The sequence below is a fragment of the Austwickia chelonae genome (genome assembly GCF_003391095.1).
GTDB classification, from domain to species: domain Bacteria; phylum Actinomycetota; class Actinomycetes; order Actinomycetales; family Dermatophilaceae; genus Austwickia; species Austwickia chelonae_A.
The window spans coordinates 2,634,343-2,660,811 of record NZ_CP031447.1; the positions used below are offsets into that span (position 1 = coordinate 2,634,343).

The following is a 26,469-nucleotide window of genomic DNA, read 5'->3' on the forward strand; positions in this document are numbered from 1 at the left end:
GATCCTGCGACATGCATACGGTAGAGAACTTCATTCCCATGTCCGAGTCGACACCGCGGGTGTTCCCGCGGTCGCGCAGGCTGAACCAGGGATCTACACGGCGCGGCAGCCTCGGGCGCCACGACACGCTGACGACCGCTCTCATGAACAGCCATCATCCGTCCGTCCGGTCAGAAAACTTCGGAAGTCATGACAGGTTGTAACCTAATTAAATAGAATCAACGTGCTGCCAGTTCAGAACGACTGATCGCAGGTACTCAACACATAGTTTTGTACCAATTTTTTGATGCAGATTGTTGTATCGAATGGCAGGGAAAATTCTCCTAATTCTACCGGAGTTTGGAACATGCGTAAGCTCAGCCGACACCTGGCCCGCATCCCCGTCGCAGGTCTAATCGCACTTGGAGGAGGAACCGCTTTTGCTGACGTAGTTACCCCCCCCGAGGGCGGAGTATGGAAGCACGGACGCGACTATTCCAACTACCTCCATGAGTCGAAGTCACATGGATCTTCAGTACAGGGCAAAAAACTTTGTTCGCTCACCCTGCGTCGGCTCGGGCCAATGGTCATATGCACGTACTCAACTCTCCTTCACCGGCAACCAAGCCTGGTACAGGATCTGCTGATAAATAGATCGTGGTCGCAGTGCGATCAGCACGCGCCGTGACCACAGGCACATTTTTAGCTCAAAAGGAAGCACGCGCCAGGCTGCCTGATTCTCTAGGAGATTTTCATATGAGGAAAAATTTAAAGCACTTTCCCTATATTGTCGCCACATTTTCTTGCTTCTGCTTCGCATTCATTTTACTGTCTGCGGCAGATCGAGAGATTCCGCTCGCCAAAAGCCCGAACCACGTATCCGTCAGCGGAAACACCTCGTCGTCCCGCGAAGCCATCTTTACTGAGATGAAATATTTTACGCAAGATGAGCAGATCACCCTGGGTAAATACCAGGAAGACATGGCGGAGCCCGAAAAAAAGAGGTCTCTTTTTGTTCTTCAACCGCGATCAGGGGAGTCAACGGCAAGCATAATCAGCTCAACTTACCCAGACGTCAACCGAAATATGAAAACATCCACTCACCCTCTCGAGAGTCATAAATTGGAGAGCTGGGCTGGAAAATATCTTATCTATGGCACCCTCGGGCAAGCACATATCTTTGCTGAAAAGATGCGATCTCACGGGTTCGTTGTCACCGAATCTCGCCAAATAAGCCCACTTAAATTTCTCGAACGTGAATCTGGCGTGATGTGGAGCGCGATAGGCATTATTGGTGCCCTCGCGGCTTCCATCGTGGCTTCCGGATTCTCGCGAAGCAAATCTTTCGGCATTAAAAGAATGCATGGACATGCGATCGGCGTTGTTCTAGCCGGAGACCTTCGTGAGATGTTGCGGATTACGCTCGCCGCATCCATCGCGTGCATGACAGGAGCCACCTGTTTCCTCTGGATCTACAATGGAGCAGCGCAGATCGTCTCCTATATAGAGCTCTCCGCAATCCTGTGCGGAGCGTCCCTTCTACTGCTCTTTCTCATCCAGGCAACGGTTTCACTCATCGTGTGGAATACCACCGACATCCTTAGCCAGGTCAAAGGGCGACTCAATGGCATCCCAGTGATTGGTGGAACTTACGCACTTCGAGCCCCTATCGCCATTATGCTCATTTCTATGACCGCGACAGCTCATGGTTCAGGTGCTGACCTGCAGCGGTTCAAAGAACAGCGATCCTTATGGACGGCAGAAAGCGCAAATGCCGGCCGATTCCTCTTCAAAGGCGAAGGATCTCAGGTGGTGGATGCAAATTCTGAGAAAGCCATGAGCGAGACGATAGGTTCATGGCTCGAGCAGAAAGCAGGAAAGGGAGAGCTCCACATAGCCTATGTGACCCATGCCTCCGCCGAGAACTCCTCCCTACCCATGGAGATCCTCGTCGTCGACAGCTCATATCCAGCCCGCCACCCTGCCTCAGTTGCCGCGCCAGAAGGACAACATCTATCAACGGAAAAAGGGATCGCCACTCTCACAGTGCGCTCCGGCTCTCCAGATAAGATCAGACCCAACCGCTCATCCATTGAAAAGGCATTGAACCCCCTACTGAGAAACTCGGTTGAACTCAGAACTGCACCAGACCTTCCCGAGCAAAGCAAGCAATTTACTTATGGCGCCCAAGTAAACCCTCAGGGAATTCTTCCCAGCATCGATGCCGCAGCGGTGATCACCGTCCCCGCGGAACTCCTCACCAAGGACATGCTGGTCAGTGCAGCAACATCCGGTGGAGTTCTCGCTAAAGACGCTGAACAAACGCGCAAGGAAATTGAGAAGACTCCCGAGTTATCGAGGGTGATCCAAAGTGTTCAGCTAGCTGGATCTGCCTCCGCTCAGCGGTTCGAAGAATCCAGTAGAAATTTTGCCTTCACTCTGATCGGACTTCTCGCCGGAGCTGCCGCACTGATTGCGACATCGTTCGGCATTATCTCTGCGTACGCCACGGTATACAGGCGACGCACTTACGTGAGAAAAATCCACGGTTGGAGCTTTGCTCGAAACTATCGGAGAGCCTTTGTCACCGAAACGGTGCTATGGGCATCTCTTTTCGCCCTCTTCGCCTGGCAGGCGATCAGCAAATACACCCAGGCCCGCACCTCAGGAATGGCAGGTGGCGCTAATCCCGAACACATAATGTCATGGGCCTCCTCCATGCCGATGTCTTGCGTATCTGTCCTTACCATTGGCCTGATCTCGTTGTTGATCATGTTTCAGGTGCTTGACCAAAAAATCCGTGCGACTCATCAGGCATGACAAAAGATCAACTACCACTGGAGAGGCCCGCCATGACGGCAAACACCATTCTGCGTGTGGAAGCACTTCGCAAATCGTTCGGGGAGCACCATCTGTGGAGCGCATTAGACCTCACTGTGGCATCAGGCGAGATGCTGGCTATCCGCGGTGCCAGTGGAAGCGGAAAATCGACCCTTCTCAGCTGCATCGGACTGCTGAGTACCCCTGATAGCGGGCGCGTCCTCATCGACGGTGCGGACATCCTGCACACCAATCGTCGACGGCAACGCCGCCTTCGACAAGACACTCTCGGCTATCTCTTCCAGGACTACGCTCTCATAGAGGAGAGTACAGTCCGAGAAAACCTTGATCTCGCTGCCCGACCACGCGCTTTTATGCCTCGCCCCGATGTCGAACACGCCTTAAGTCGTGTCGGCCTCGCAGGACGAGCCAGCGACCCCGTCCATCTGCTCAGTGGCGGGGAACAGCAAAGAGTGGCACTTGCCCGGTTACTCCTCAAACCGAGCCGAGTGATCCTCGCCGATGAACCGACAGCAGCACTTGACCAAGAGAACGAGGATGTCGTCCTCACTCTGCTTCACGAACTCGCCGACGAAGGACGTGCCGTCCTCATCGCCACACACAGTGACCGGGTAGCCCAGAACTGCCACTCCGTCCTCGACCTGAGCACAGCGAACATCAATGCCCTGTCCGGGCCGACCGTCGAACCGCCCCACCCTGCAACAGCTCAGGACTGCAATCGGTAGACCGTCGCCCGTCCGACGGTGTGCCGAACCCACTGCTCGTCGACATTCATCGTGGTCTCCGCGCCACCCAGGAAGAGATAACCGTCCGGGCGCAGCACCTTCTTCACCTGGGCGAGGATCTTCTTCTTCGTCTCGACGTCGAAGTAGATCAACACATTGCGCAGGAAGACGATGTCCATCGGCGGCATCGGTGGTAAAGGCTCGGCCAGGTTCAGGAACTTGGTCTCCACCATGTTCCGCAGCCGGACGTCGATCTGATAATTCATGCCATGCCGGGCGAAATAGCGCACCAACAGTTGCGCGGGCAGCCCACGGTTGACCTCGAACTGGTTGTAGATGCCCTCCTTGGTGCGGTGCAGCATCTGGGTGTCGATATCGGTGGCCAGTAGACGCACCCGCCAGCTCGGATCGGCACCGATCAGTTCCTGGACCAGCATCGCGATGGTGTACGGCTCCTGGCCGGAGCTACTGGCCGCACACCAGATCGACAAGGAACGTTCTCGCCCGCGCTGCACCAGCAGATCGGGCAGGATCGTGTCGGACAGCGCCCGGAAGGGGTGGATGTCCCGGAAGAAGGAGGTCTCGTTCGTGGTCATCGCCTCGACGACCTGGTCACGCAGCGGGCCGTTCGGCTGCTGACGCAGCTTCGAGACCAGCTCGGCCACCGAGGCGTCACCGCGTTCGCGGGCCAAGGTCTGCAGGCGGGACTCGATCAGATATTCCTTGCTGCGGTCCAGCACGATCGCTGCCCGCGCCCGCACCACCTGACTGATGAAGTCGACATCGGTGCCGGAGATGCTCATGGCGTCCTCCTGGGAGCAGGCCCACCTGAGCGGGCCTTGTTCACTCGCTCGGTAATGGTCTCGGCGAGCTTGCCGAGCGGCAGGACGTCGCAGGGCAGCCCGGCGTGCACAGCTGCTCCGGGCATGCCCCACACGACGGAGGTGGCCTCGTCCTGCACGATCAGGCTCCCCCCGCTCCGGATGATCTGTTCAGCACCCCGGTGACCATCGCTGCCCATCCCGGTCATGATCACCGAGAGCACGTGCGCTCCGTAGAGTTCCGCGATCGACCGGAACATGGGGTCCACCGCCGGACGACAGTAGTTCTCCTGCGGCCCCTGATCGAGGACGACCACGGGCCCGTTCGCCTTCTGCTGGAAACGCATGTGCCAGTCGCCGGGGGCGATGAGCACCTGTCCTGCTTTCACCGAGTCACCTTGGGCGGCTTCCCGTACGGACAATTTCGCTTTCCCGTCGAGTCGTTGGGCGAAGAGTTGGGTGAACACCGGCGGCATGTGCTGAGTGACGACGACAGGAACCGGGAAGTTCGCCGGTAGCGCGCTGACCACCGTGGTCAGAGCGTCCGGCCCACCGGTGGAGACACCGATGGCGACGATGTCGACCCGTCCGCCAGGGGTGGGCGTCGGTAGCGGACCCGCCGCCGCGCTCCCGGCCGCCTGCCCGGGTGACGGCGCCCCGCCGAAGGCCGGCCGGGCGACTCGGGGCTGCGGGGGAACCCGCCCGGTCAGCGACTTGATCTTGGGGATCAGTTGGCTACGGACGGCTTCCATCGACTCCGACAGGGAACCGACGTTCGCCGGTTTGGTGACATAGTCCGAGGCTCCGCGCTCCAGGGCGTCCAGGGTGGCGCCGGCGCCCCGCTCCGTCAGCGTCGAGAACATGATGATCGGGAGCTTCTTGTACGTCTTGCGGACCTCGACGAGCGTCTGCAGACCGTCCATGATGGGCATCTCGACGTCCAAGGTGAGGATGTCCGGCTTGAGCATAGGGATCTTGTCGAGAGCGTTCTTGCCGTTGACGGCGGTGCCCACGACCTCGATCTCCGGGTCCTGCGCCAGGACGTCGGAGACGAGACGGCGTATGACGACCGAGTCGTCACACACCATCGCTCGGATCTTGGATGCCATCAGAGCAGCCCCAGCATGGCCAATTTGTCCTCGATGATCTCCGTGGTGAAGGGCTTGATCACGTATTCGTGGGCACCGGCGGCGAGCGCACGGACGATATTGGCTTGTTCGGCCTCGGTGGTGACCATCATCAGGGTGATGTCACGCCAGTCGCGGTTCTTGCGGACCTCGACGATGAATTCGAGGCCGTTCATGACGGGCATGTTCCAGTCGACGAGGCAGACGTCGGGGAGTGGTCCGCGCTGGACGGCTTCGAGGGCCTGGGCGCCATCACCGACGGCTTCGACCTCGAAGCCGAGGCTGTCCATGGTCCGCGTCAGGATCGTCCGCATGGCTCGTGAGTCGTCGATCACCAGTGCACGCATGTTCGTCCTCTTGCTGAGTCTGGGGGCGTCCCGGGGTGGGGCGCCGGGTGGGGCGGTTCCGCTGGGTGGCGGGTACGGCGTGGGCTGTCGGGCCCGGGGCTCGGTCTGCGTGGAGGGGGCGCGGGTGCTGCGGTCCTTCCATATCGAGGACGAGCGGTAGGTCATCTCCCCATCGGCGAAATCACCGAATTCTCAAGCAGTCTCGTCAAGCACCCGATGTTGGGTGCATTCAGGCTGCCTTTCCGCCGACGAGGACGGCTTTGTCGGCGTCCAGGACCAGCAACAGGTCGCGGTCGAGTTTGCAGACCTTGACCACCAGGTCACGTACCTGGGTGGGCACGGTCTCAGGTGGGGCTTCGAAGCGGTCCAGGTCGGGTTCGAGAACGTCACCGATCTCGTCGACGAGGAGGCTGGTCGCTCCTTCGGAGGTGCGGACCACCACGTTGGTGACCGTCTCTCCTGGTTCTCTGGGGGGTAGTCCCATCTGGTGGCGTAGGTCGACGGTGATGACGATCTGTCCGCGGAGGTTGATCAGTCCGGAGACCGCTTTGGGTGCCAGGGGGACCTTGGTGAGGTCTTGTTGACGCAGTACTTCTTGGACGGTGTCGACGGGGACCCCGAAGAGGTGTCCGCCGAGGCGGAAAGTGCAGTACTGGTTGGCCATGGTGATCACCGTGCTCCGGCGTAGTCTTCGTCCGAGAATTGCTGCCCGTAGGTCTCCAGCTCTGGTGGCAGCATGCCCATGAGGGCGTGGTCGATATTGAGCAGCTCGGTGACATGCTCGTTGACCACGGCGGATCCGAGGTTTCCACCGGTGTCGAGGTGGGTGCGGATCGCCAGTTCGTCCTCGACGATGTCGAGCACCTGGGAGACCACGAAACCGAACAGTTGTTCGCGGTGTTGGCAGACGACGACCTGGAGCGGGGTGTTCTCCTCCATCGCGTCGTAGGTGCCGTAGTCGTCGGCGAGGCGCAGCAGCGGCAGGATGACGCCACGGTATTGGACGACCTGGTTGGAGCCGACGGTCTCCACGCGGGACATCGGGAATTCTTCGAGTCGTTCGACGACCTTGAGCGGCAGCGCGGCGCGGCGTCCGTTGCCGAGTTTGACGACGAGTAGCGATGTGGCGTCGCTGTGGGAGCGGCGGGCGGCTTCTTCGGCAGCCCGTTTGGCTGCCTCGCCGGAGTCGTTGATCATGCCGGCGCGGGCGGCGAGGCTGTTGGCGTCGAGGATCAGGGCGACCCGGCCGTCGCCCATCAGGGTGGCGCCGGCGTACAGGTTGATGCCGCGTAGTTGTTTGCCCAGTGGTTTGACGACGATTTCCTCGGTGTCCTCGATGTCGTCGACGACCAGTCCGAACTGTTTCTCGTCGGCTTTGAGTACGGCGATGAAGGTCGTGTCGTGGTCGACCTGCTCGGATTCGAGTTGTTCGCGCAGGTCGACGAGCGGGAGGAGCGCTCCGCGCAACCGGTAGACGGGGGTGCCTTGGATGGTCTCCAGGCGGGCGGCGGCTTGTTCCCGGTCGAGGCGGACCAGTTCGAGGAGGTTGACCTGAGGGATGGCGAACATGTTCTCGTCGCCGCGGACGAGCAGGGCCGGGATGATGGCCAGGGTCAGCGGGATCTTGATGCGGACCGTGGTGCCTTCGCCGGTGACGCTGTTGATGTCGATGACGCCACCGATCTTCTCGATGTTCGTCTTGACGACGTCCATGCCGACGCCTCGTCCGGAGACATTGGTGACGGCGGCGGCGGTGGAGAAACCGGCCCGGAAGATGAGGTGCATCGCATCCCGGTCGCTCATCCGATCGGCTTCTTCGCGGGAGATGAGTTGTTTCTCCACGGCCTTGTCGCGCAGTTTGTCGGGGTCGATCCCGGCACCGTCGTCGATGATCTCGATATTGACCTGTCCGCCTTCGTGGAAGGCTCGCATGAGCAGGCGTCCTTCGGCGGGTTTGCCCTTGGCGATGCGGATGTCGGGCTGCTCGATGCCGTGGTCGCAGGAGTTGCGGACCAGGTGGGTCAGCGGGTCCTTGATCGCTTCGAGGATGGTCTTGTCGAGCTCGGTGTCCTTGCCCTCCATCTCGACGCGGATCTGGCGGCCCATCTGGTTGGACAGGTCACGTACGACGCGGGGGATCTTCGACCAGACGTTGTCGATGGGCTGCATGCGCGTCTTCATGACGCCTTCCTGCAGTTCACCGGCGACGAGGTTGAGGCGGTGCATGGACCGCATGAGTTCCTGGTCCTGGCGGGCGGCGGCCCGCTGGATCAGCTGGTTTCGGGTGAGGACGAGTTCACCGACGAGGTTCATCAGGGTGTCGAGCAGGTCGACGTCGACGCGGATGCTGGAGTCGGCGACGCTGCGGCGCTGCTGAGTTTCCCCGTCACCAGCGGCGGCCGGTTTCGGCTTCGGTTGGTTGGCTGCCTGGGCTGCGGTGGACTGGGCGGCGTCAGCGGCTTTCGCGGCGGCGGCAGGCGCGGTGGGGATCGTCGGCTCTGAGGTGCCGCCGGGGCCTGTTCCTGCGGCGGGTGGCGGCGTGGGCGCCGGCTCGGGTTGCGCTGCGGGCGGGGCCGGTGCAGGCGCGGAGGATGCGCTGGATCCTTCGGCGACGACGACCTGAACGTGCGAGGCGACCGGTACTTCCACGGTCACGCTGGGTGCATTCTCGGCGACGTGTTCGGCCTGTTCGACCGCTTCGACGACGGTTTCGACGACTTCGGCTTGAGCTTCGGCGACGGCTGCGGTCGGCGCGCCGCCAGCGGCTTCGGCGGCCGGTGACCGTCCTTCGAGCAGGATGTGCAGCCGAGACACCAGGTCGGTGTAGGTCTCGGTGCCTTCGTTGCCGTCGTTCTCGATATGTCCCAGCAGGGCTCGGACCGCATCGACCATTTCCAGGAGGGTGGTCGCGATCTCGTTGGTCAGGGCCATCTCGCCGTCGCGGAGCTTGCTCAGCAGGCTCTCGCCGGCGTGCGCCACCGATTCCAGGGTGTGCAGTGCCAGGAAGCCACTGGTGCCCTTGATGGTGTGCAGGGTCCGGAAGATGCTCGACAACAACTCACGGGAGCCGGGGTCGCGTTCGAGAGCGAGCAGGTCCTGGTCAAGCTGGTCGAGATTCTCGTGGCTCTCGATCAGGAACTCCTGAACGATCTCCTCCATGCCTTCCATCGGCAAGCTCCTCGTGAGATGTGGGGAATCGAGCCTTCAATCGGCACCGCGACAGCGGATCTGAGTGAGTCGCTCATCGTCGACGTGGCCAATCGCTCACGGGCACGGTGGCGTTCATCCTGTTCTGTGTCCTCTTCTGTGCCCTCTTCGCCGTTCTCTTTCCTGATCGGCACCGGCTGTTCGTACCCTCAGCGGTCGCACACGGACCGGTCCAGGGGCGAGCTGGCCCGGTTGAAGCGACCGTTCGGCGCTCAGTAGGGTCCGCTCGCTACGAAGCCGGGGAGGTGTGCCGATTCCGGACAACGGCGAAAGTGCACCTCCGGGGCATCGCGCCACCCCTGCCTTCAAGGTCGTCATCGCACGCCACGGACCTATCGGAAAGCATGAGCCCGTGACCAGCGATGAAGTGCTCAAGTCCCTTGTGTCACAGCCGATAAGGCCGTCGTCCACGTGTGGTCAGGCCGTACGGGCGGGGCAGCAGACCCGACCCGTGCAGTACAACAGGCCAGCCGCCGACCTACCTTCCGAAGGGCCTTACCCGAAGGACTTCACAAAGGACCGCGTTATGCACTTGTCCAGCGACGATGTCGCACAGATCATTCAAGAGGTGTGGAGTTCCATGCTCGGCATAGATGCCGAGCCGGTCGACATGCCTCGCCCGGAGACCGACACGGCAGTGGCCGGTTCTGTCGGCGTCACCGGGGCCACCGACTGTCTCATCTCCATGGAGATGAATGCAGACGGCGCCCGCCGGTTCGCAGCGACGATGTTCGGCATGGCCGACGACGAGGCCTCCGACGACGACATCGCCGATGGCATCGGCGAACTCACCAATATGGTCGGTGGGAACATCAAGTCCCTGCTTCCTGAACCCAGCACCTTGTCCCTTCCGGTCGTCGCGTCCGGGAAGAGCCCGACGTTGCGGGTGCCCGGCGGTCGGCCGTTGTTGGAGGCCGGTTATATCGCCGACGGGTTCTCGATGTACCTCACCGTGTGGAATCGCCCGCAAAAGAATTGACCCGGTTCGTGCCGCCCCCGTCCACCGGGTCGGCGGCTACTCCCGGGCATCGAGCACGACGTCGGGCGCCTGTCTGCGATGTCCTCGACGTCCGGTCCTCCGCCCCGACGCTCAGAGAGAGAGAAAACTGTGAAGGTCGTAGTCGCCGATGACAGCCGCGCCATGCGCATGATCGTGGTCCGGACGCTGCGTCAGGCCGGATATGACGGTGCTGAGATCATCGAATGTGAGAACGGCGCCGAAGGTATGGAAGCCGTGAAGGCCAACAGCCCGGACATGGTGTTGTCCGACTGGAATATGCCGGAGATGAGCGGCATCGAATTCCTGCAGGCTTTGCGCGCCGAGGGCAACAATGTGCCTTTCGGTTTCGTCACTTCCGAGGGTTCGGACGCGATGCGTTCGCAGGCTTCGGAGTCCGGGGCGCTCTTCCTGATCGCCAAACCGTTCACCGCCGACATGTTCTCAGAAGCTTTGAAACCTGTCCTCGGCTGATCTTTCCCTACCCGGTACGCACTTTTAAGCGAGAACCTCACACGTCATGACACCGATCCCTGAGCCGAAGCCTGTGAAGGACCTTTTCCAGGACCTTCTCGGCCGCACGGTCACGATCGCCCATATGGACAAGCCGGTGGTACCGTCCGCGCGGCGCGCCTGCTGCACCGGTCTGTACGTCGACGGAAATATCGACACGAAGGCCATCGTCTGCGCCGATCTGGATCTTGCGGCGCGGGCAGGCGCTGCTCTGGGCCTGGTGCCTCCCACCGGGGCGCAGACCGCTATCGACAATGTCGAGCTCCCCGCTGCGCTCTACGACAATTTCTACGAGGTGATGAATATCTTCGCCTCCTTGTTCAATGTCGGGGAGAACGACACCCACCTGAAACTCAATGCCGTTTTCCAACCCGGCTCGGTCATCCCCACGAATGCGGCCATGCTGCTGCGTGGCCTCGGCAAGCGGGCTGACTTCCAACTCGATATCGAGGGTTATGGTCTGGGCGCCCTCGGCATCGTGGTCCCCTTCTGATCGGCTGCCCGGGGCCTTACCGGTCTCCGGGCGGGCAGATCCGCCACTCCCCTGTGGCACGCATGATTCGGTCCGGTGAGGTCCGGCACCCCTGGATGGGGTGCCGGACCTCACTCCGTGTCGGGGGCCTTCCGGCCGGGGTCTCCCAGCACCTCGCAAAACTACGGATGTCCCGTATGGTCTCCACCCGCCAGGACGGACAGAAGGTCTTCTACCGGCTCGCCGACGAACACGGACGACAGCTCGTCGCAGACGCGATCTACCAGCCCCAGCACACGGCGGATGACCTCCCCGCCCACCACCACGCCCACCCCTCACCAGCGCAGCTGGACCAGAACGGGTCATGATCACCGTCCTGCACCATCGCACCTACGCGAAGCTGTTCAGCGCCCAGGTCATCGCGCTGATCGGCACCGGTCTGCTCACCGTGGCCCTGAGCCTGCTCGCCTTCGACATCGCCGGCGGACAGGCCGGTGTCGTGCTCGGCACCGCGCTCACCATCAAGATGGTCGCCTATGTCGCCCTCTCCCCCCCCCGTGATCGCGGCCCTCGTCGCCGGCTTTCTCGGATCGGCGCTCCTGGTCGCGATGACCGCGCTACCCGCTGCCGCACCCCAGGAATCAGCGCCCTTCCTTCAGCGACTCACCCTCGGCACAAGGGTCTTCGGCGCCCACCGCGAACTGCACAGCCTGCTGGCCATGAACCTCGTCGTAGCAGCCTCGACAGCGGTGGTCGTCGTGAACACTGTGCTCCTGGGCCGGGAACAGTCCGATGTCGCCCTCATGTTCGCCGCCTATGGCACGGGATCCATGATCACCGCGCTGGCCACCCCCCGCGTGCTGGAGCACACCACCGACCGTCGTCTCATGTTGACCGGAACCGCAGTGGTCCCCCTCGGGCTCCTCGTGGGCACAGGCTTCCTGGCCTCGCCCCCGCACCGGTGGGCGTGGACGGCGCTGTGCGCCACCTGGTTCGTCCTGGGCGCCGCGAATTCCACCGTTCTGACCTCGTCGGCACGCCTCATCCGCCGCAATACGGCCGATGTCCAAGGACCGGCGACCTTCGCGGCGCAGTGACCGCCGCAGTGGTCTGGCTGTTGACGGGAGGAAGCAGACACCCGGAACACCACCTGTCAAGGTGATTTTTCGACAACGCAGTGATCCTCACACCTCAGTGATCCTCACACCTCAGAGCTACCCCGCATCTGGGAAAACTCTGACCACCGCGGTCAGCCCGGGACGAAACGTGTTAGACGAGCTGCCAGCCCCAGGTTCGGCCCGTCGAAAGGAACCTGTTGCTGAGAAAGCAATTCAGGATCGCGCACGATAACGGACAAATGATGCAGGACGGTCATGAAATGCCCTAACTCCACCAAGAGCGCTTCCGGATCACCATCGGGCACGATGGCGCCGAAACATGCTTTAGAACTGACCTCAGCGAAGGACTCCACTCGAAGACCTGCCATCTCGGTCTGTCCACCCATCGCTCCAATAATCGCTGTCACCGCTGAGCTATCCACGTCTGTCGGATCATTTGCCACTGCGAAGACCAGCTCGACTGGAGCATCAGTCGGAATCATCTCCCGATACCCCCGCAGCACAGCGAACGGCAAAGTCGCAGATGACCAATCCGTTGCCACCACAAGTCGCAAAGGTCGGATCTGAGCCGGCGCTGTTGGCAGCTCAAAGGAAAGGTCCTCGATTTTGCGGGCAAGCGCCGCCAGCGTGTCTGGAGCATCGCCGAGCTGACTCTGCTGCGGGATCGGCGAGGATGCCGCTACGGTGTCCTCAGCAGCCGATGCTTGCGCTACTGCTGATTGCACCAGTTTGAGCATGTCGTCCACATCAGCGATGGCGCCGGGTGTGACGCGCGGGTTCTGCTCGTTGTCGGATTTCACGTGTGGTACCTCTCGATCACGGCGGAGGGTGCATCCGCACTACGTGTCCCCATCGGCAGTCTCACGAAGGTCCTGATCCTCGTTCAAGGCTTTCAGAGCTAGCAGCGAGTGCAACATGGTGCGTTCGTGACAGGTCCGTTCAGCGCAGGAAGTCCATCAGCGACGGCTGGATGATCTTCGCCGACGCCTGGAGCGCCGCATTGTAGGCATTCGACTGGATGTTCAGATCCATGGCCGCCTTGATGAAGTCGACGTCCTCGACCTTGGACAGGGCGATGGCCGCGCCGTCGTCCAGTCGACCGTTGAGATCTTCCATCGCGTTCAACCGGTTCACCCGCGCACCGACCGTCGAGGAGGCCGAGGACAGTTTCTCGGCGGCCTTGTCCAGGTCGGCGAGGTCTGCCTGAAGTTTGGCCTGATCGGCGGGGTCCGTCGAGGTCAGGTGGGAGACGATGCGGTCGAGCAGGCCTGTGGTGGCCGGGTCACCGGTCTTGTCCAGCAGACCCGGACCGGTGCCGGCCGGGTTACCGAAGGCAGCTTTCCCGGAGACCGCGATGTTGATGTCACCGGCGGCACCGTCGGCCTCGGTCACCTTGCGCCACACCGCTTCGTCGTTGCCCTGGAAGACCCCGGTGGTCGGGTCGAAGGCGTTCGCCTGGGTGGTGGTCCCACCGAAGACGGGTTGCTCGGCGTACTTGGTGTTGGCCAGTTGGACGAGACCTTCGCGGATCTGGTTGATCTCGTTGGCGTAGGCCTCACGTTGCAGTGGCCCGTTGGTCCCGTTGGCGCCGGCGACGACGAGTTGACGAACCTTGTTGAGCATCGTCTGGCTGCGGGTCAGTGCGTCATCGGCCGCCTGCATCCGGGACATGCCGTCCTTGATGTTGTCTCCCAGCGTGGAGAGCGAACGCTGCTGGTCGCGCAGTCGCATAGCGCTGACGGTGTCGACCGGACTGTCCGAGGCCCGGTTGAGGCGCTTGCCGGAGGTGAGCTGTTCCTGGGTCTTCTGCAGACGTTCCAGGCTGCTGTTGAGCCCGGACATCTGGGTCCGGTTCATCGAGTTCTGGGTGATACGCATGATCGTGTCTCCTGGTCAGTTCAGCGCTCAGCGCGTCATGTTGAGGAGCGACTCGATCGTCGCGTCCACCGCGGTGATGAACTTGGCTGCAGCTTGGAACGAGTGCTGATATTTCATCAGGTTGGTCATCTCTTCGTTGAGACTGACCCCGGAGACCGCGTCACGGGCGTCGTCGGCGGTCTTGGCGACATTGGCCGCTGCGGTCTGATTGCGGTAGATGCTGGCCGCTTCGACCCCGAGGGTGACCACCAGACCTCGCAATTTGTCGTCGGCCCCGTTGGGCATGCTCATCTTGGTGGACATCGTCTTGGCGTTGTCACCGTTGAAGGCACCGGTTGCCGGGTCGGCGGTGGACAGGGCGAGATCGTTGGGTCCGCCCGCGAAGGAGATCTTCGAGGCGGCACGGGCACCGGTGGGCAGGCTGTTCCCGGTGGTGGCGTCGACGAAGAGCTTGGGGGCTGCAGCGTCCTGTTTCACACCGGTCACCGTGTAGTTGTCGGCCTGGGTGTCGTTGACCGTCTTGGCGATGGTGGTCGCGATGTCGTCGAGTTTGTCCAGGTACTTCGGCAACGTCTCGTTGAGGGCGGTGCGCTGCGCCGTCATGGTGCTGCGGCTCCCGGCCGGCATGGCGGTGCCGGCGGGTACGCCACTGGGCAGGGAGGCGGTGATGTCCTCACCGTTGTCGTAGAACTTGTCCCAGACGACGTCGATCTTGTCCGGAGCGGTCGTCCGGAAGGCGACCGCGTCCCCGGCACCGGTGCTCTTCAGCGTCCAGTTCTTGTTGCCGTCGACCAGGTACTGTCCGCCGAGTTTGACGTTGACGACACCGTCCTCGGCTCTCTCGGAGACGGCGCCGGTCAGTGTCGTCACCTTCTCCACCAGGAGGTCACGCTGGTCGGCGAGTTCGTTGGCCGGAAGCCCGTTGATCACGTTGTTGCGGATCGCGCGGTTGAGTTTGGCGATATCGGCGGCAGCCTTGTTGACGTCGGTGATGTTGGCGTCGAACTGGGTGCGAGTGTCATTCCACTGCACCTCGAGGGTGCCGGCCTGACGGTTGAGCTCGTCGGCGACGGCCTTGCCTCGCTCGACGACGACATTGCGGGGCGCTTCGGACTTGAGGTCGCTGCCTGCAGTCGACCAGGATCCCCAGAATTCGGCCATCCGCTGCTTCAGGCCGGTGTTGCTGGGCTCGGAGATGGTCCGCTCGATGGCCTCGTAGGTCTTCTGCGTCTCGTTGAGGTCGCCGAGAGTCTGGTGGGCAGTACGGGCGCGTGCTTCAAGGAATTCGTCCCGCATCCGGGAAACCCCGGTGACCTGGACCCCGCCACCGGTCTGGTCGTACTTCGCCCAGATGGCCGGGACGGTGGGGCCACCGACGGCGACCTGATCGACGCGCTGCCGCGAGTAGCCGGGAGTAGCAGAGTTCGCAATGTTCTGGCCCGTGATATCCAGGCCACGCTGCGCGGCGAAGATGGCACGCGCACCAAGGTTCAGGCTTCCGAAAGATGACATCTGGGGTGGTTCACCTCATCCGTGAGGGCGGCAGGGCCGCATCGTGCTGTCCTGGGCCGGCCAGGAAGCTCCTGGACAGCTGTTCTCCTATCGGCCAGTTCATGGCCTTCTTGACGAGATAACGATCAGACCGCCCGATCTAGGTAGAGCGCTTGCGCCCCTGCATGTTTGGTCTCACGTCTCTCGAAACGCAGGTCTGCATCCGTGGCCACGAGCTGGTACTGGACGAAGGTCGCGAGGAGCCCTGTCCGTTGGATCAGATTCGTGACACGCCCCGCCAAGTCAGTAGGCAACTCCCCCAGGTCGCCCGGCTCGATGAAGGCCGGTACCTCGGTCACATTCCCGGTGCGCAAGGCTTCCTCCTGTGCATCGAGGTCGTCCTCCATCGCCTTGAGCGCCGACTCCCAAGCCTGTCGAGACATGTCAGTTCACCTGCTTGGCAGCCTGATGCCAGGCGTCTCGGAGAGGTTCGACGATCTCGCGCACACCGTGGATACGGGCGGAGTCCTTATGCACATTGGCTTGGAAGAGTTCTTGGAGGCAGAACTCATAGATCGCGAGTAGTTGGTCGCCGCCTTCCCAGGCTTTGACATCAAGTGTCGTTGCCAGCTCGGTGATGATCTCCTGAGCATGGACGAGGTTGTTATGGGTTCCTGCGACATCCTTGGCGACCGCGGCCTTCTCCGCATTCAGTAGATCCTTGCTGAGCCGGTCGTACAGCATCAGCAGGAGCTGCGCTGGAGAAGCAGTGCTCACCGTGTTCTGTGCATACCGATTACGAAGGTGGGCCGCGGTCGTCATGGAGTCTCCTTTTACTTGCCCGACGACGAGAGTGAGGCCAGCTGTCCGCTGAGCCACTGCCCCTGGGACTGCATCTTGGAGAGCAGCGTCTCGAGAGCGGTGAACTGCCTCGACAACGTCGACTGGCGCAGCGTCATCCGGTCGTTGAAGTCGGCGATCTGTTTGGTGTAGTCCTTCAGGAGCGCCTGCTCCCCCTGGATCCGCACCGTCAACAACCCATCGGCCGAGTTGGTGACCTGCTTACCGAGATCAGCCACCTTGGTGGCCGTGTCGGTGAAGGCCTTCTCGACCACCTTCGGGTCCTTGGTGTACGCCGCTTCGAACTTGGCCTTGTCGAAGGCCAGGGTGCCGTCCTTCTGGATCTGCAGTCCTGCGTCGGCCAAGGCGCCGGAGTTCGCCCCGGAGAAGAGGGCCTGCAGCTTGTACTGCACGTCCCTGACGACGGACTCACCGTTGAGCGATCCCGAGGTCTTCTTGTCCGGGTCGTACTTGGTGTTGTCCTTCATGGACTTCAACGCGGCATTGGTCGCGTCGACGAAGCCCTTGACCTTGTCCGAGATGGCTGTGGTGTCGGATTTGACGTCGATGGTGACCGGGGTGGTCGACACCGAGGCCGCGGTGACGGTCACTCCGGGGACGACGTCCTTGAAGGTGTTGCTGGGTGAGCTGAGGGCGAAACCGTTGGCCCCGCCGAGTTGGATCTTGGCGTCCTGGCCGGTGGTCACATTGGCAAAAGTGCCCAGCGGGGTCCCGGAGGACACCTGTACGTCGGTGCCGGCACCGGTGGTGGACGAACTGATCTGGAGCCCGTAGTTGCCCGGGGACACCTGGACCATGTTGGCTGTGACGCCCATGCCCGATTTGTTGATCGAGTCGACGACATCGGCCAGTGACTGTCCGGCAGTCACCGAGAACGACTTGGTGGTCGGGTTCGCCGCCCCTGCCCCCGCGGTGAGGTCGAAGGTGAAATCTGATCCGAAGGTCGCCGTTGAGGCAAAAGTGGCGTCCGATTTCACCGATCCGGCCTGGGCCAGCTGATCCACGGTGAACGACAGCGAGGTCGGCTTCGCCGTGGACCCGGTGACGGCAGTGGCCACGTCTTTGTTACTGGTTGTGGCTGAGGTCGACTGCCAGGCCGAAGCCCCACCGAGAAGCGTGTCGGGGATCAGTCCTTTGGCCGAGTCCCCCATCGTCTTGAAGAGGCCGTTGAGATTCTGCAATGTCGAGACGAGTTTGGTGCTCGTGCTCTGCGCAGTGACGTACCGGTCGCCGGCCAACCGTTCGGCCGACATCAGCTTGGCGACGATGCTTGCCGAGTCGAACCCGGTCAAGCCACTGACCTGCATACCACCTGCCATGGTCTTCCCTCCTGTTCTGGTGGTGAGTGACGCAGAAACCAGAACGGGGGCGCGGGCGTGATGCCCGCGCCCCCTACTGGTTGATCACTGCGTGTCGGATCAGCCCAGGAGCTTGAGGACCGACTGCGGGGCCTGGTTGGCCTGTGCCAGCATCGAGATACCGGCTTGCTGCAGGATCTGGTTGCGGCTGAACTGCGTCATTTCCTTGGCCATGTCGGCGTCACGGATCCGGGACTCGGACGCGGCCAGGTTCTCCGAGGACACACCCAAGCTCTTGATCGCGTGGTCCAGACGGTTCTGGACGGCACCGAGGCTGGAGCGAGTGGTGGCCACAGCATCGATGGCTTTGTCGATCGCATCGATCGCCGCACCTGCAGTGGTCATCGACAGAGCGTTAATCGTGAGTGTCGCACTGGTCAGTGCTGAGGTGCCGAAGGTCATGGTGTCCGAGGAGTTCGCCCCGACCTGCAGGGTGAACGCCGCCGTGGTGAAGACATCCAGACCGTTGAACTTCGTCCGCTTACCGATCGCATCGATCTCGGAGTTCAGCGCGGTGACCTCGGACTGGATCTGAGAAAGGTTCGTGGTCGAGTTGGTGCCATTGGCCGACTGGACCGCCAGCGTACGCATACGCTGCAGCATCGAGTGCACCTCGTCGAGGGCACCTTCTGCCGTCTGCACCAGGCTGATACCGTCCTGGGCATTGCGGGCGGCCTGGTTGAGACCGCTGACCTGGCCACGCAGTTTCTCGGAGATCGCGAGACCAGCGGCGTCGTCAGCAGCCCGGTTGATACGCAGACCAGAGGACAAACGCTCCAGGCTCGTCTGCGTCGCACCCTGGGTGTTGGACAGGTTGCGGTAGCTGTTGAGCGCAGCGATGTTGGTGTTGATCTGCAGACCCATGGTGTTCTCCTTCGTGGATACGGGGTCCTGCCGCGCCTTCCCTGGCCCGACAGATGGTGAGAGTTCAGGGCGTCCAACCCCTAGTTCCTCACTGCCCTTCTTTTCGTCCTCTGCGGGGAGGAGCTGAGCTTTTTCCGGCTGGACCCGGTCAGGTTGTTCTCCCGGTGGGGGTGGCATTCGCCGGTCGGCCCCAGTGGCTCCGGTATTCCTGTGCGACCAACCGTCCGCTCTCACTGTGGTTGGCGAAGGCTGCTTCCACATCTGCGTCGTAGTCCTGGCTGGCTTGAGCCAGGAGAACAGCCAGCTGGGAGGCCTCCTTCTTCCCCCAGAGCGCGATCATCAGCCCGGCGACGACATGTGCGCCGCCGTGGCGTGTGGCCAGCGCCAAACCCGCAGAAAGCGCTTCTTCGGTGTGTCCTTGCCGAGCAGCCAGCTCCATACGGAGCAGCAGGACCTCTCGCCAAGGCGCCATATACCCCTGAGGGGTGGTCGGACGATCGACACTTCGAATGATCTCCAGGGCCTCTGCGAATTCCTGTTTGGCATGGAGCGCTCGTCCGCGTAGCCATCTGACATGGCTGTTTTCTTCCGCGCCTGTTTCGATGGCCTTCAGGAACCCCAAGGCTTCGTCCGGGTGATCATCCATCAGCTGGAATTCAGCCAATCGACAAGCCGCTTCGGCACGTACTGCGCTGTGTGCCTGCAAGGTGAGCACTTCCTCGAGGTCTGCTTCAGCCTCGGCCCGCCGACCGAGCCCGGCATGAGTCCTGCCTCGGTCCAACAATGCGGTGGACAATTCCTCGTCAGTGGGCTGACCTGCACGGAGACGTTCGACGTAGTTCTCTGCCAACGCGAGATTACGGTGCAGTTTCCCCTCGATCGTCTCCGAGGTATACCCATGGTGGACGAGGTGGATGATCCGCTCAGGAAGGGTGAAGGGTTGGAGCGGGCACCCGTCCTCGACCCGCATCGGACGTTCATGCACCCGCCCCACGAAGGTGGCGGCTTTGTTCCTCAGGATCCTCAAGGCACGAGCCTGCACCGCACCTCCGGGATCATCGGCCATCTTGTTGATGAGCCAGCCGGCTTCCAGCCGAGGTGCTTGAGCAGTCATCCGCAGCACGACTGCGAGTCGTTCGATGTCGACCACAAGTCGTTCATCGGCATCGATCCACAGGACCCAGATGGCAGAGGTCATCGCCAAGGACTCGTTACGAGCCCGGGAGAAATCATCGTCCCAATAGCCCTCCCGGACGATCGCGCCTTCGGCTCTGGCAAGTTCGACGGTTCGGTCGGTGGAGCCAGTGTCGTAGACACAGATCCGACCCAACAGCGGCCGCAGTGCCTTGACCGACCGAAGACAGTCTGCGATGTGGGCTTCCTCATTTTTGACGATCATCGCCACATCGATCAACGACTGACCTGAAGATTTCTGATGTCCCTTCCGTCGTCGTTTCACGTCGGGATCTCCTCCTTGTCGAGAACACCACGGATCTGTGCTCGCACATCGGCCAAGACGTGCGGGCCCAGGCTGCTCAGTAACTGCCACAATGCGCCGCGGTCTCGGTCGCCCCAGAGTTCCACCAGCGGCAGAGCAAGACCTGGGACTCCTTTTTGCACACGAGTTAGGCAAACAGCAAGGGCTTCTTCGCTCCGGTCAGCTGCAACCAGAGCAAGCACAAGGTCACCCGTCAGTTGAGTCGCGCCCACGACGACACCGGTCGCATCTGTCGGCGTGCTCAGCTTCTGTAGCAAGGCAGCGGCTTGAAGGTGACGTCCAGCTTGGTGGTGTGCTCGCGCAATGAGCCAGTCACAATATTCGGGGTCGGAGCCCTGTCCCCGCAGAAGCTCGGCCAGGTGGAGCGCCATGTCTGTGGCGTCCAGGCTTAGCAGTGCAAGAGTAATCAACTCTCCTGCATGACGTTCACGGGAAGTAGCGCCTAGCCGCCAGATCGGAGTCAGTACTTCGATGGCCTCGGCATAACGGAGGCCGATCAGATAGGACTTGGCCAGGTTGATACGGCGCCGATCCATCTCGGCGATTTCCTCGCCAGGTGGGGCCTGTTCGAGTTCCTTGAGGGCAATCTCAATATTCCGGGTTGACTTCGCCACACAGGAATCGACGTCAGCATAACCTTCATGGCGCAGGAGGACAATTTCCATAGGTAGAAGAGCCGTCTCTTCCCGATATCCATGATCGAGATGAACCGGCTTTTCATGCAAACCGCCAGCAAAACTATAACAGCCCCGGCGAAAAAGTCGAGGAAGTCTCTGGATGCCCAACTCAGCCCCATTCGGCCCCCTGTTCACCAGATGCACGCCATACAAGGAGACCCTCTTCGAAGTCTCCTTCAGCACCTGGGCCAACCTGGTCGCATCAACCTGAAGTCGCTCATCAGCATCGATCCATAACACCCATTCGGTACTGGCCATTGCCAGGGACTCGTTTCGGGCACGCGCAAAATCATCATCCCAATGCCCTTGCTGTACATGACACCCGAACTGCTGAGCGATCGCCACGGTGGCATCGGAAGAACCAGTGTCATAAATGCAGACCTCTTTTAGGATCTCCCGTATAGCAGTCAGCGATTCCAAACACGCAGGAAGACGCTCCTCCTCATCCTTCACGATCAGAATCGCAGCGAGAGACGGGTCGCTTCCGTAATTCATCGCACCGACCCAGCGTTGACGTGCGCGGACAAGCGGTACGCTTCCACGATGCCATGCCGCAGCCATGCTGCGGCATCTCCAGCTCGCTCGATCCGCATCATCGACGCATTAATTGACCTACTGACCATTTCTGGATCCGCCAACAAGGATATGGTGCGGTCAACTATTTCCGCATAGGTCGCATGTAGGCAAGCCTCTCGCATTTGCAGATTATCCTCGGTCGTCAGATTCATCTCGCAAACGACAGGGACCGCATTAACCCACAAGTAAGCTAGCCGAGGCAGCTCCAGGATTTGCCCTTCGTGGAAATGCATATTCAGAACCAGTCGGCTACGCCGAATCCATTGGTCACGCTCATCCGCGTAGACCCCGAAAAGATGTTTGACGGTGAGGCCAGCCCTATGCAGTTCGTTCAGTACTGCTGCCCGACGTTCGTTGAGGGACCCGTAGAAAAGGACATCAATATCTGGATGGTCGCCTCGAAGATTTCGGCGGATCATCGGGTCACTGACCGCGGCAACATGTACGACCCTGGTTGCACCAGTCCGACGCCAAACGTCCTGATTCGTGAGCGAATAGTCCCAAATGATGAATTCCCTCATCAAGGCGAGGAGTTCTTCGGTCATGAAGGCCAGATGCGTCCAGCCCAGGGGCTCCCAGTTGTAAAGGATGCTTTCGCGAGGCAGCGCAGCGAGTGCAGCACGATCATGAAGGTGGGGCGCCAAGACGATGGTCTGGCTCCCAGCAGAGCAGCATTCTGTTGTCGTCGAAACTCGAAGACCTAGTCGCCGTAGTCCACCGGTGATGGCCAGGATCAGCTCGTCGAAGGCATGGGCGTGCAGGTTACGCCGAGGATCGGGGACGACGAGGCGGATATCTCCGGGAATCGGAGCCACAGATGCCTCCAGAGTCGGTCTCATCGCAATGGGCGGACGAACACCTGCCTATCGACACCTCGAAGTCGGTTCTGACGCGAATCCGAGTCAGAGGGTATGCACTTCATGACCAATTCGTCAGATATCACAGGCAATGGCCGATTCGGACCTCATCTGTTCGGCCTATACGAGGGAGCATCCTGTGATCGTCTTCGGTGTCCGGCCCGAGGCGCAGACCGAGCCTGCCCGTCAATGCATCACCGTCGGAGAGCAGTCCTGCCTGGTAACAGTGGCGGACGAACCTATCAACCGCGCATGGAACGAGATCTCAACGGTTGCTGCTTCTCTCGATGATCTCGAAGCTGTGGTCTTCGTGCGGGAACAGATGGCTGACTGGGGTCCGTTCGAGGCTCAGCTCCGAGCCGGCTTGGCACAGGCCGCAGATGTCACCCGTCTGGTCGACAAAACTCCTCTCAGCTCTTCTTCCGAACCATCGGTCTTTGGGCTTGCACTCTCGATACGAGCCGCCTCCGAACTGAGAGTGGGCGAGGCCATGAGTTTCGATGCAGCTGTCCTAGATCTAGCAGAGAGCGCACAGACGCAGGGTTTACGAGTTAACACCTGGGCCTACCCTTCGACTTCCGCGGAACCGCCGATGAGCGATTCAGATAGGGCCTCTGGGACTAGAGCCGGCGGGCAGAGCACGGACGACGGGTACTACGGTTTCGAACGCCCAGAGATCGTTTCCCTGATCCCGACCACTGCACGCAGAGTGCTGGATGTCGGCTGCGCAGGAGGGGCATTGGGGGCAGCTGTTAAACGCCACATCCCGGCAGTCGAGGTCACCGGCTTGGAGTATGTGCCCGAGGTGGTTCAAGAGGCTGCAAGACGGCTCGACGCCGCTTATCAGGTCGACCTGAACTCGCTGTCCGAGCTTCCCATCGAACATGGCTATTTCGACGTCATGATCTTCGGAGATGTCTTGGAGCATCTCCTCGACCCCGAAGAGACCCTGCGCAGGTTGCTGCCCTACCTGGGCGAGAACGGGATCGTGGTGGCATCGATCCCCAACACAGTTCATTGGTCGGTCATGATTCCCGCACTCGTCCAGGATCGATGGGAATACACGGATGCAGGCTTGCTCGATCGCACCCACGTGCATCTTTTCACCCTCCAGGAGGCGCTGCGGATGTTCGCAACCGTTGGGCTCACCGAGGTCGTGCAACGTGGCGCGAATGTGATTCCTCCGCCTGAGCCCCAGTTGACGGAACCCCTGGTGAAATGCGTCCGAGCTTATGGGTCTACCGAGAGCGATCCCGGGGCACGTTTCAACGTCTACCAGTACATCCTGGTGATCCGCCGTCCTCGATGACATATCCCCAGCTCAGCGAGAATCCTTGTTACTCAATGAGATACGTATGAAACTGCTGTTTGGCTCAGCTTCAAGCGGCCCTGGACGATGAGAAATTCGGTGAGCACTGCGCAACAGTTTTCACCAGCTCGCTGTCGGGCCAGGGAAGGCGCGGCAGGACCCCGTATCCACGAAGGAGAACACCATGGGTCTGCAGATCAACACCAACATCGCTGCGCTCAACAGCTACCGCAACCTGTCCAATACGCAGGGTGCGACGCAGACGAGCCTAGAGCGTTTGTCTTCTGGTCTGCGTATTAACCGAGCCGCTGATGATGCTGCTGGTCTCGCGATCTCCGAGAAGCTGCGTGGTCAGGTCAGCGGTCTCAACCAGGCTGCTCGCAATGCCCAGGACGGTATCAGCCTGGTGCAGACGGCAGAAGGTGCCCTCGACGAGGTGCACTCGATGCTGCAGCGTATGCGTACGCTGGCGGTTCAGTCGGCCAATGGCACCAACTCGACCACGAACCTTTCTCAGATCCAGTCCGAGGTCACCGCGCTGAACTCGGAGATCGATGCGATCGGTAAGCGGACGAAGTTCAACGGTCTGGATGTCTTCACCACGGCGGCGTTCACCCTGCAGGTCGGGGCGAACTCCTCGGACACCATGACCTTCGGCACCTCAGCACTGACCAGTGCGACACTCACGATTAACGCTCTGTCGATGACCACTGCAGGTGCGGCGATCGATGCGATCGACAAAGCCATCGATGCTGTGGCCACCACTCGCTCCAGCCTCGGTGCTGTCCAGAACCGTCTGGACCACGCGATCAAGAGCTTGGGTGTGTCCTCGGAGAACCTGGCCGCGTCCGAGTCCCGGATCCGTGACGCCGACATGGCCAAGGAAATGACGCAGTTCAGCCGCAACCAGATCCTGCAGCAAGCCGGTATCTCGATGCTGGCACAGGCCAACCAGGCCCCGCAGTCGGTCCTCAAGCTCCTGGGCTGATCCGACACGCAGTGATCAACCAGTAGGGGGTGGGGGCGTACGCCCCCACCCCCTACTGGTGTGCCCTGCCGTAGGTCAGGGCGGCTCGGGCACGCAGTTCCACTTCGAGTGCCGCGGCCCGGGCGGCCTGATCCTGGTCGCCGATGCTCTCGTAGTAGGCATGGAGATTGTGGGCGGCCAGGAAGGACCCATGGCCGATGAGGGAGTTGTCTAGCTCTGGCCGGTCGCCGATCTCCAGGCAGCGTCGGAAGGATGCTTCGATCAGGGGCAGGTGGGCGGCGGCTTTGTCCGGGTGGGCGAGGCTGTAGTCGAGGAGCATGTTGCCGAGGGTGAAGAACAGGTCCGGTGACCGGCTCCAGCGCTCCATCTCGGCATGGGCCAGGGCGAGCGCTTCGGTGAAGCGGCCGGCATCGGCGAGGCAGCCGAGGTAGCCGAGGAGGAGACCGTGCCGCCAGGGCGCCTCAGGGTCACCGTGACGATATCCGCGTTCGAAATGGGGTATGGCGGTGTCGTATTCGCCGAGGGTGCGGAGTTCTTCGGCGTACCGGAAGGAGTAGTAAGGCTCGTCAGGGGTGTCCTGGAGTTGCTTCTCCAGGAGGATCCGGTTGCGGCCGCTCTTGCCTTCCAGGAGGGTCGGCTCGTAACCGTCGTGAGCGATGACCAGTGGCGATGGCCAGGCTTTGAGGTCGTGCCAGGGTTGTTCGTGGATGCGGAAGCGGTAGCGGACCCCTCTGGGGAGGATCCGTATCGTGTTGACCGCGTAGGTGATCTGTCCGGTGGTGAGGTCTTCGATGTTCTCGCAGCGGGCGCTACCGACGTACCGGCGGTGGTCGTGGCGTAGGCCGGCCAGGGAGGTGCCGCCGTGGACGATCCACTCGTCGCTGTCGAGGACGAGGTTCCAGTCGGCGTCGGCGAGATCGAGGGCGTGGTTGCGGGCGGAGGAGAAGTCGTCCACCCAGGGGAAGTGGTGGACCTCGGCGCCGGCGTCGCGGGCGATCTCGGGGGTGCCGTCGCCGGAGCCGGTGTCGACGACGATCATGCGGTCGACATACGGAGCGGCGCTGTCCAGGGCGCGTCGGATGGCGCGAGCTCCGTCCTTGACGATCATGGTCAGGACGAGGGTGAGCCTCGGAGTCATGCGGATTCGCCCTGTTCGCCGCGACCGTAGCTGGAGATCTCGGCGTAGGCGTCCTTGCCGGGTTCGAGGTCGTTGTAGGTCGATCCGTAGAACTGTCGTGCGAAGACGGGGCCGGTGCCTGCATAGTCGGGGCCGGAGTGGAAGTCAGGAAGGAAGAGGTGGGCGGGCCAGACGGTGAGGGGATAGCGGTACTGCATCCAGATCTTGGTGGTCACGACAGGTCCTGTGGTTTTCCAGGCGCGATCGTTCACGACGGTGTCCTTCTGGTGCAGATGATTGATCACAGCCGCGACATAGGGCGAGCGCGGCGTGGCACCCATCACCCCGTTGGCCAGCATGCTGGGGATGTACAGCTCGTTGCTCCAGCAGGTGAAGTCGTCCGGTTCGATCACCCAGTCCTCGAGGGGTCGCACGCAGGCCGAGTCGGCGTCCAGGGCGAGTCCGCCATATTTGAAGAGGATCTCGTAGCGCATCAGGTCGGCGACGCCGCACAGTTCGTGGCCGAGCATCTGCTGGATGTGACCGGCGTTGATCCAGTCGTGACCTTCCACGTCGTCGTTCCCCCAGAGGCGGATCTCGTAGGTGGGGTTGAGGCGACGCCAGGAGTCGATGCATCCGTCAGGACGTTTCGTGTCGTCTCCTACCCAGACGAAGTGCAGGGTCTTCGGCACGGCCATGACGCTCCTCGTGACTGCAGCGGGGTGGTGTGTCGTGACTCGCCACTCCCTCAATGTGTCGCCATTTCGGTTGTTGCAGAGTCGTTTCCCTCATCGACGTCGGCCACGAGCACTTGAACGATTCGAGTTGCGTTCAGCCTTGGGGGCGCT

At 61.5% G+C, this 26,469-nt stretch carries 28 protein-coding genes; 11 read left to right on the forward strand and 17 right to left on the reverse strand.

Going from position 1 to position 26,469, the window contains the following annotated elements; genetic code table 11:
• Window positions 1–346 precede the first annotated feature (346 nt).
• From DX923_RS17165 to DX923_RS11635, 3 genes are read left to right on the forward strand one after another with little or no spacing between them, the layout of a single operon-like run.
• Window positions 347–667, forward strand: a complete 321-nt coding sequence (locus tag DX923_RS17165) for a lactococcin 972 family bacteriocin (RefSeq protein ID WP_430732304.1) — start codon at window positions 347–349, stop codon at window positions 665–667.
• Complete coding sequence (locus DX923_RS11630) at window positions 664–2,799, forward strand: hypothetical protein (RefSeq protein ID WP_205413031.1); 2,136 nt, start codon at window positions 664–666, stop codon at window positions 2,797–2,799. Before DX923_RS17165 ends, DX923_RS11630 begins: the two co-directional genes overlap by 4 nt.
• Window positions 2,800–2,855: 56 nt before the next feature.
• Complete coding sequence (locus DX923_RS11635) at window positions 2,856–3,545, forward strand: ATP-binding cassette domain-containing protein (protein WP_205413032.1); 690 nt, start codon at window positions 2,856–2,858, stop codon at window positions 3,543–3,545.
• Here the strand turns inward: DX923_RS11635 and DX923_RS11640 are convergent.
• The 3 genes from DX923_RS11640 to DX923_RS11650 are packed head-to-tail and all read right to left on the reverse strand — an operon-like array spanning window position 3,527 to window position 5,840.
• Window positions 3,527–4,348: a CheR family methyltransferase gene (locus DX923_RS11640; RefSeq protein WP_116115100.1), complete on the reverse strand. Its 822-nt coding sequence runs from the start codon at window positions 4,346–4,348 to the stop codon at window positions 3,527–3,529. The genes DX923_RS11635 and DX923_RS11640 overlap by 19 nt on opposite strands.
• Window positions 4,345–5,475: a protein-glutamate methylesterase/protein-glutamine glutaminase gene (locus tag DX923_RS11645; protein ID WP_116115102.1), complete on the reverse strand. Its 1,131-nt coding sequence runs from the start codon at window positions 5,473–5,475 to the stop codon at window positions 4,345–4,347. Before DX923_RS11645 ends, DX923_RS11640 begins: the two co-directional genes overlap by 4 nt.
• On the reverse strand, window positions 5,475–5,840 hold the full coding sequence (locus DX923_RS11650; RefSeq protein ID WP_006502483.1) for a response regulator: 366 nt from the start codon (window positions 5,838–5,840) through the stop codon (window positions 5,475–5,477). Before DX923_RS11650 ends, DX923_RS11645 begins: the two co-directional genes overlap by 1 nt.
• Between DX923_RS11650 and DX923_RS16235 the strand changes: the two genes are divergently transcribed.
• A complete protein-coding gene (locus DX923_RS16235; RefSeq protein ID WP_162872929.1) occupies window positions 5,839–6,000 on the forward strand; it encodes a hypothetical protein in 162 nt (53 codons plus the stop codon). The genes DX923_RS11650 and DX923_RS16235 overlap by 2 nt on opposite strands.
• Window positions 6,001–6,069: 69 nt before the next feature.
• On the opposite strand, the gene DX923_RS11655 is transcribed toward DX923_RS16235, so the two are convergent.
• Together DX923_RS11655 and DX923_RS11660 are read right to left on the reverse strand one after the other, a co-directional pair.
• On the reverse strand, window positions 6,070–6,504 hold the full coding sequence (locus DX923_RS11655; RefSeq protein WP_040321773.1) for a chemotaxis protein CheW: 435 nt from the start codon (window positions 6,502–6,504) through the stop codon (window positions 6,070–6,072).
• Between the two features lie 5 nt (window positions 6,505–6,509).
• A complete protein-coding gene (locus tag DX923_RS11660; RefSeq protein WP_162872930.1) occupies window positions 6,510–9,008 on the reverse strand; it encodes a chemotaxis protein CheA in 2,499 nt (832 codons plus the stop codon).
• Between the two features lie 565 nt (window positions 9,009–9,573).
• Between DX923_RS11660 and DX923_RS11665 the strand changes: the two genes are divergently transcribed.
• The 5 genes from DX923_RS11665 to DX923_RS11685 all read left to right on the forward strand — a co-directional run bounded on the left by DX923_RS11665 (window position 9,574) and on the right by DX923_RS11685 (window position 12,126).
• Complete coding sequence (locus DX923_RS11665) at window positions 9,574–10,026, forward strand: chemotaxis protein CheX (RefSeq protein ID WP_240322616.1); 453 nt, start codon at window positions 9,574–9,576, stop codon at window positions 10,024–10,026.
• Window positions 10,027–10,155: 129 nt separating this feature from the next.
• Window positions 10,156–10,518, forward strand: coding sequence for a response regulator (locus DX923_RS11670; RefSeq protein WP_116115106.1), 363 nt, complete (start codon window positions 10,156–10,158; stop codon window positions 10,516–10,518).
• A 46-nt stretch (window positions 10,519–10,564) separates the two neighbouring features.
• Complete coding sequence (locus tag DX923_RS11675; protein WP_116115108.1) at window positions 10,565–11,050, forward strand: hypothetical protein; 486 nt, start codon at window positions 10,565–10,567, stop codon at window positions 11,048–11,050.
• 176 nt (window positions 11,051–11,226) lie between these two features.
• Window positions 11,227–11,397, forward strand: a complete 171-nt coding sequence (locus DX923_RS11680; RefSeq protein ID WP_430732277.1) for a hypothetical protein — start codon at window positions 11,227–11,229, stop codon at window positions 11,395–11,397.
• A 168-nt stretch (window positions 11,398–11,565) separates the two neighbouring features.
• Window positions 11,566–12,126 carry a hypothetical protein gene (locus tag DX923_RS11685; protein WP_162872931.1) on the forward strand — a complete coding sequence of 187 codons (561 nt, stop codon included), beginning with the start codon at window positions 11,566–11,568 and terminating at the stop codon, window positions 12,124–12,126.
• A 152-nt stretch (window positions 12,127–12,278) separates the two neighbouring features.
• Here the strand turns inward: DX923_RS11685 and DX923_RS11690 are convergent, their stop codons facing one another.
• The 10 genes from DX923_RS11690 to DX923_RS11735 form a co-directional block, all read right to left on the reverse strand.
• The gene (locus DX923_RS11690; RefSeq protein WP_116115112.1) at window positions 12,279–12,947 is read right to left on the reverse strand and encodes a hypothetical protein; all 669 of its coding nucleotides are present in this window, start codon (window positions 12,945–12,947) and stop codon (window positions 12,279–12,281) included.
• A 139-nt stretch (window positions 12,948–13,086) separates the two neighbouring features.
• A complete protein-coding gene (gene flgL, locus DX923_RS11695) occupies window positions 13,087–14,025 on the reverse strand; it encodes a flagellar hook-associated protein FlgL (RefSeq protein WP_116115114.1) in 939 nt (312 codons plus the stop codon).
• A 27-nt stretch (window positions 14,026–14,052) separates the two neighbouring features.
• Entirely contained in the window at window positions 14,053–15,537 is a 1,485-nt protein-coding gene (gene flgK / locus DX923_RS11700) for a flagellar hook-associated protein FlgK (RefSeq protein WP_116115116.1), read from the reverse strand.
• Window positions 15,538–15,662: 125 nt separating this feature from the next.
• Window positions 15,663–15,959, reverse strand: coding sequence for a hypothetical protein (locus DX923_RS11705; protein ID WP_116115118.1), 297 nt, complete (start codon window positions 15,957–15,959; stop codon window positions 15,663–15,665).
• Window position 15,960: 1 nt separating this feature from the next.
• Window positions 15,961–16,338, reverse strand: coding sequence for a flagellar export chaperone FliS (gene fliS, locus DX923_RS11710; RefSeq protein WP_116115120.1), 378 nt, complete (start codon window positions 16,336–16,338; stop codon window positions 15,961–15,963).
• Between the two features lie 11 nt (window positions 16,339–16,349).
• Window positions 16,350–17,696: a flagellar filament capping protein FliD gene (fliD, locus tag DX923_RS11715; protein ID WP_116115122.1), complete on the reverse strand. Its 1,347-nt coding sequence runs from the start codon at window positions 17,694–17,696 to the stop codon at window positions 16,350–16,352.
• A 99-nt stretch (window positions 17,697–17,795) separates the two neighbouring features.
• Window positions 17,796–18,599, reverse strand: a complete 804-nt coding sequence (locus tag DX923_RS11720; protein ID WP_116115124.1) for a flagellin — start codon at window positions 18,597–18,599, stop codon at window positions 17,796–17,798.
• Between the two features lie 148 nt (window positions 18,600–18,747).
• Window positions 18,748–20,058: a tetratricopeptide repeat-containing glycosyltransferase family 2 protein gene (locus DX923_RS11725; RefSeq protein WP_116115126.1), complete on the reverse strand. Its 1,311-nt coding sequence runs from the start codon at window positions 20,056–20,058 to the stop codon at window positions 18,748–18,750.
• A complete protein-coding gene (locus tag DX923_RS11730; protein ID WP_162872932.1) occupies window positions 20,055–21,227 on the reverse strand; it encodes a glycosyltransferase in 1,173 nt (390 codons plus the stop codon). Before DX923_RS11730 ends, DX923_RS11725 begins: the two co-directional genes overlap by 4 nt.
• A 38-nt stretch (window positions 21,228–21,265) precedes the next feature.
• The gene (locus DX923_RS11735; protein WP_116115130.1) at window positions 21,266–22,165 is read right to left on the reverse strand and encodes a hypothetical protein; all 900 of its coding nucleotides are present in this window, start codon (window positions 22,163–22,165) and stop codon (window positions 21,266–21,268) included.
• Between the two features lie 181 nt (window positions 22,166–22,346).
• Here DX923_RS11735 and DX923_RS11740 point away from each other — a divergent pair, with 181 nt between their 5' ends.
• Window positions 22,347–23,516 (forward strand): class I SAM-dependent methyltransferase, encoded by a 1,170-nt coding sequence (locus tag DX923_RS11740; RefSeq protein ID WP_162872933.1) that lies wholly within the window; start codon window positions 22,347–22,349, stop codon window positions 23,514–23,516.
• A 184-nt stretch (window positions 23,517–23,700) separates the two neighbouring features.
• On the forward strand, window positions 23,701–24,504 hold the full coding sequence (locus DX923_RS11745) for a flagellin (protein WP_116115124.1): 804 nt from the start codon (window positions 23,701–23,703) through the stop codon (window positions 24,502–24,504).
• 52 nt (window positions 24,505–24,556) lie between these two features.
• Here the strand turns inward: DX923_RS11745 and DX923_RS11750 are convergent, their stop codons facing one another.
• Together DX923_RS11750 and DX923_RS11755 are read right to left on the reverse strand one after the other, a co-directional pair.
• Entirely contained in the window at window positions 24,557–25,642 is a 1,086-nt protein-coding gene (locus tag DX923_RS11750; protein WP_116115134.1) for a glycosyltransferase, read from the reverse strand.
• The gene (locus DX923_RS11755) at window positions 25,639–26,319 is read right to left on the reverse strand and encodes a glycosyltransferase family 32 protein (RefSeq protein ID WP_116115136.1); all 681 of its coding nucleotides are present in this window, start codon (window positions 26,317–26,319) and stop codon (window positions 25,639–25,641) included. The genes DX923_RS11750 and DX923_RS11755 overlap by 4 nt, the downstream gene beginning before the upstream one ends.
• Between the last annotated feature and the right edge of the window lie 150 nt (window positions 26,320–26,469).

Excerpts from the sequence above, each read along its gene's own strand:
- DX923_RS11650 (WP_006502483.1), bottom strand. The coding sequence starts at position 5,840 with ATGCGTGCACTGGTGATCGACGACTCACGAGCCATGCGGACGATCCTG.
- DX923_RS11745 (WP_116115124.1), top strand. The coding sequence starts at position 23,701 with ATGGGTCTGCAGATCAACACCAACATCGCTGCGCTCAACAGCTACCGC.
- DX923_RS17165 (WP_430732304.1), top strand. The coding sequence starts at position 347 with ATGCGTAAGCTCAGCCGACACCTGGCCCGCATCCCCGTCGCAGGTCTA.
- fliS (WP_116115120.1), bottom strand. The coding sequence starts at position 16,338 with ATGACGACCGCGGCCCACCTTCGTAATCGGTATGCACAGAACACGGTG.
- DX923_RS11675 (WP_116115108.1), top strand. The coding sequence starts at position 10,565 with ATGACACCGATCCCTGAGCCGAAGCCTGTGAAGGACCTTTTCCAGGAC.
- DX923_RS11665 (WP_240322616.1), top strand. The coding sequence starts at position 9,574 with ATGCACTTGTCCAGCGACGATGTCGCACAGATCATTCAAGAGGTGTGG.
- DX923_RS11655 (WP_040321773.1), bottom strand. The coding sequence starts at position 6,504 with ATGGCCAACCAGTACTGCACTTTCCGCCTCGGCGGACACCTCTTCGGG.
- DX923_RS11645 (WP_116115102.1), bottom strand. The coding sequence starts at position 5,475 with ATGGCATCCAAGATCCGAGCGATGGTGTGTGACGACTCGGTCGTCATA.
- DX923_RS11720 (WP_116115124.1), bottom strand. The coding sequence starts at position 18,599 with ATGGGTCTGCAGATCAACACCAACATCGCTGCGCTCAACAGCTACCGC.
- DX923_RS11685 (WP_162872931.1), top strand. The coding sequence starts at position 11,566 with ATGTCGCCCTCTCCCCCCCCCGTGATCGCGGCCCTCGTCGCCGGCTTT.
- flgL (WP_116115114.1), bottom strand. The coding sequence starts at position 14,025 with ATGCGTATCACCCAGAACTCGATGAACCGGACCCAGATGTCCGGGCTC.
- DX923_RS11705 (WP_116115118.1), bottom strand. The coding sequence starts at position 15,959 with ATGTCTCGACAGGCTTGGGAGTCGGCGCTCAAGGCGATGGAGGACGAC.
- fliD (WP_116115122.1), bottom strand. The coding sequence starts at position 17,696 with ATGGCAGGTGGTATGCAGGTCAGTGGCTTGACCGGGTTCGACTCGGCA.
- DX923_RS11660 (WP_162872930.1), bottom strand. The coding sequence starts at position 9,008 with ATGGAAGGCATGGAGGAGATCGTTCAGGAGTTCCTGATCGAGAGCCAC.
- flgK (WP_116115116.1), bottom strand. The coding sequence starts at position 15,537 with ATGTCATCTTTCGGAAGCCTGAACCTTGGTGCGCGTGCCATCTTCGCC.
- DX923_RS16235 (WP_162872929.1), top strand. The coding sequence starts at position 5,839 with ATGTTCGTCCTCTTGCTGAGTCTGGGGGCGTCCCGGGGTGGGGCGCCG.
- DX923_RS11680 (WP_430732277.1), top strand. The coding sequence starts at position 11,227 with ATGGTCTCCACCCGCCAGGACGGACAGAAGGTCTTCTACCGGCTCGCC.
- DX923_RS11640 (WP_116115100.1), bottom strand. The coding sequence starts at position 4,348 with ATGAGCATCTCCGGCACCGATGTCGACTTCATCAGTCAGGTGGTGCGG.
- DX923_RS11750 (WP_116115134.1), bottom strand. The coding sequence starts at position 25,642 with ATGACTCCGAGGCTCACCCTCGTCCTGACCATGATCGTCAAGGACGGA.
- DX923_RS11755 (WP_116115136.1), bottom strand. The coding sequence starts at position 26,319 with ATGGCCGTGCCGAAGACCCTGCACTTCGTCTGGGTAGGAGACGACACG.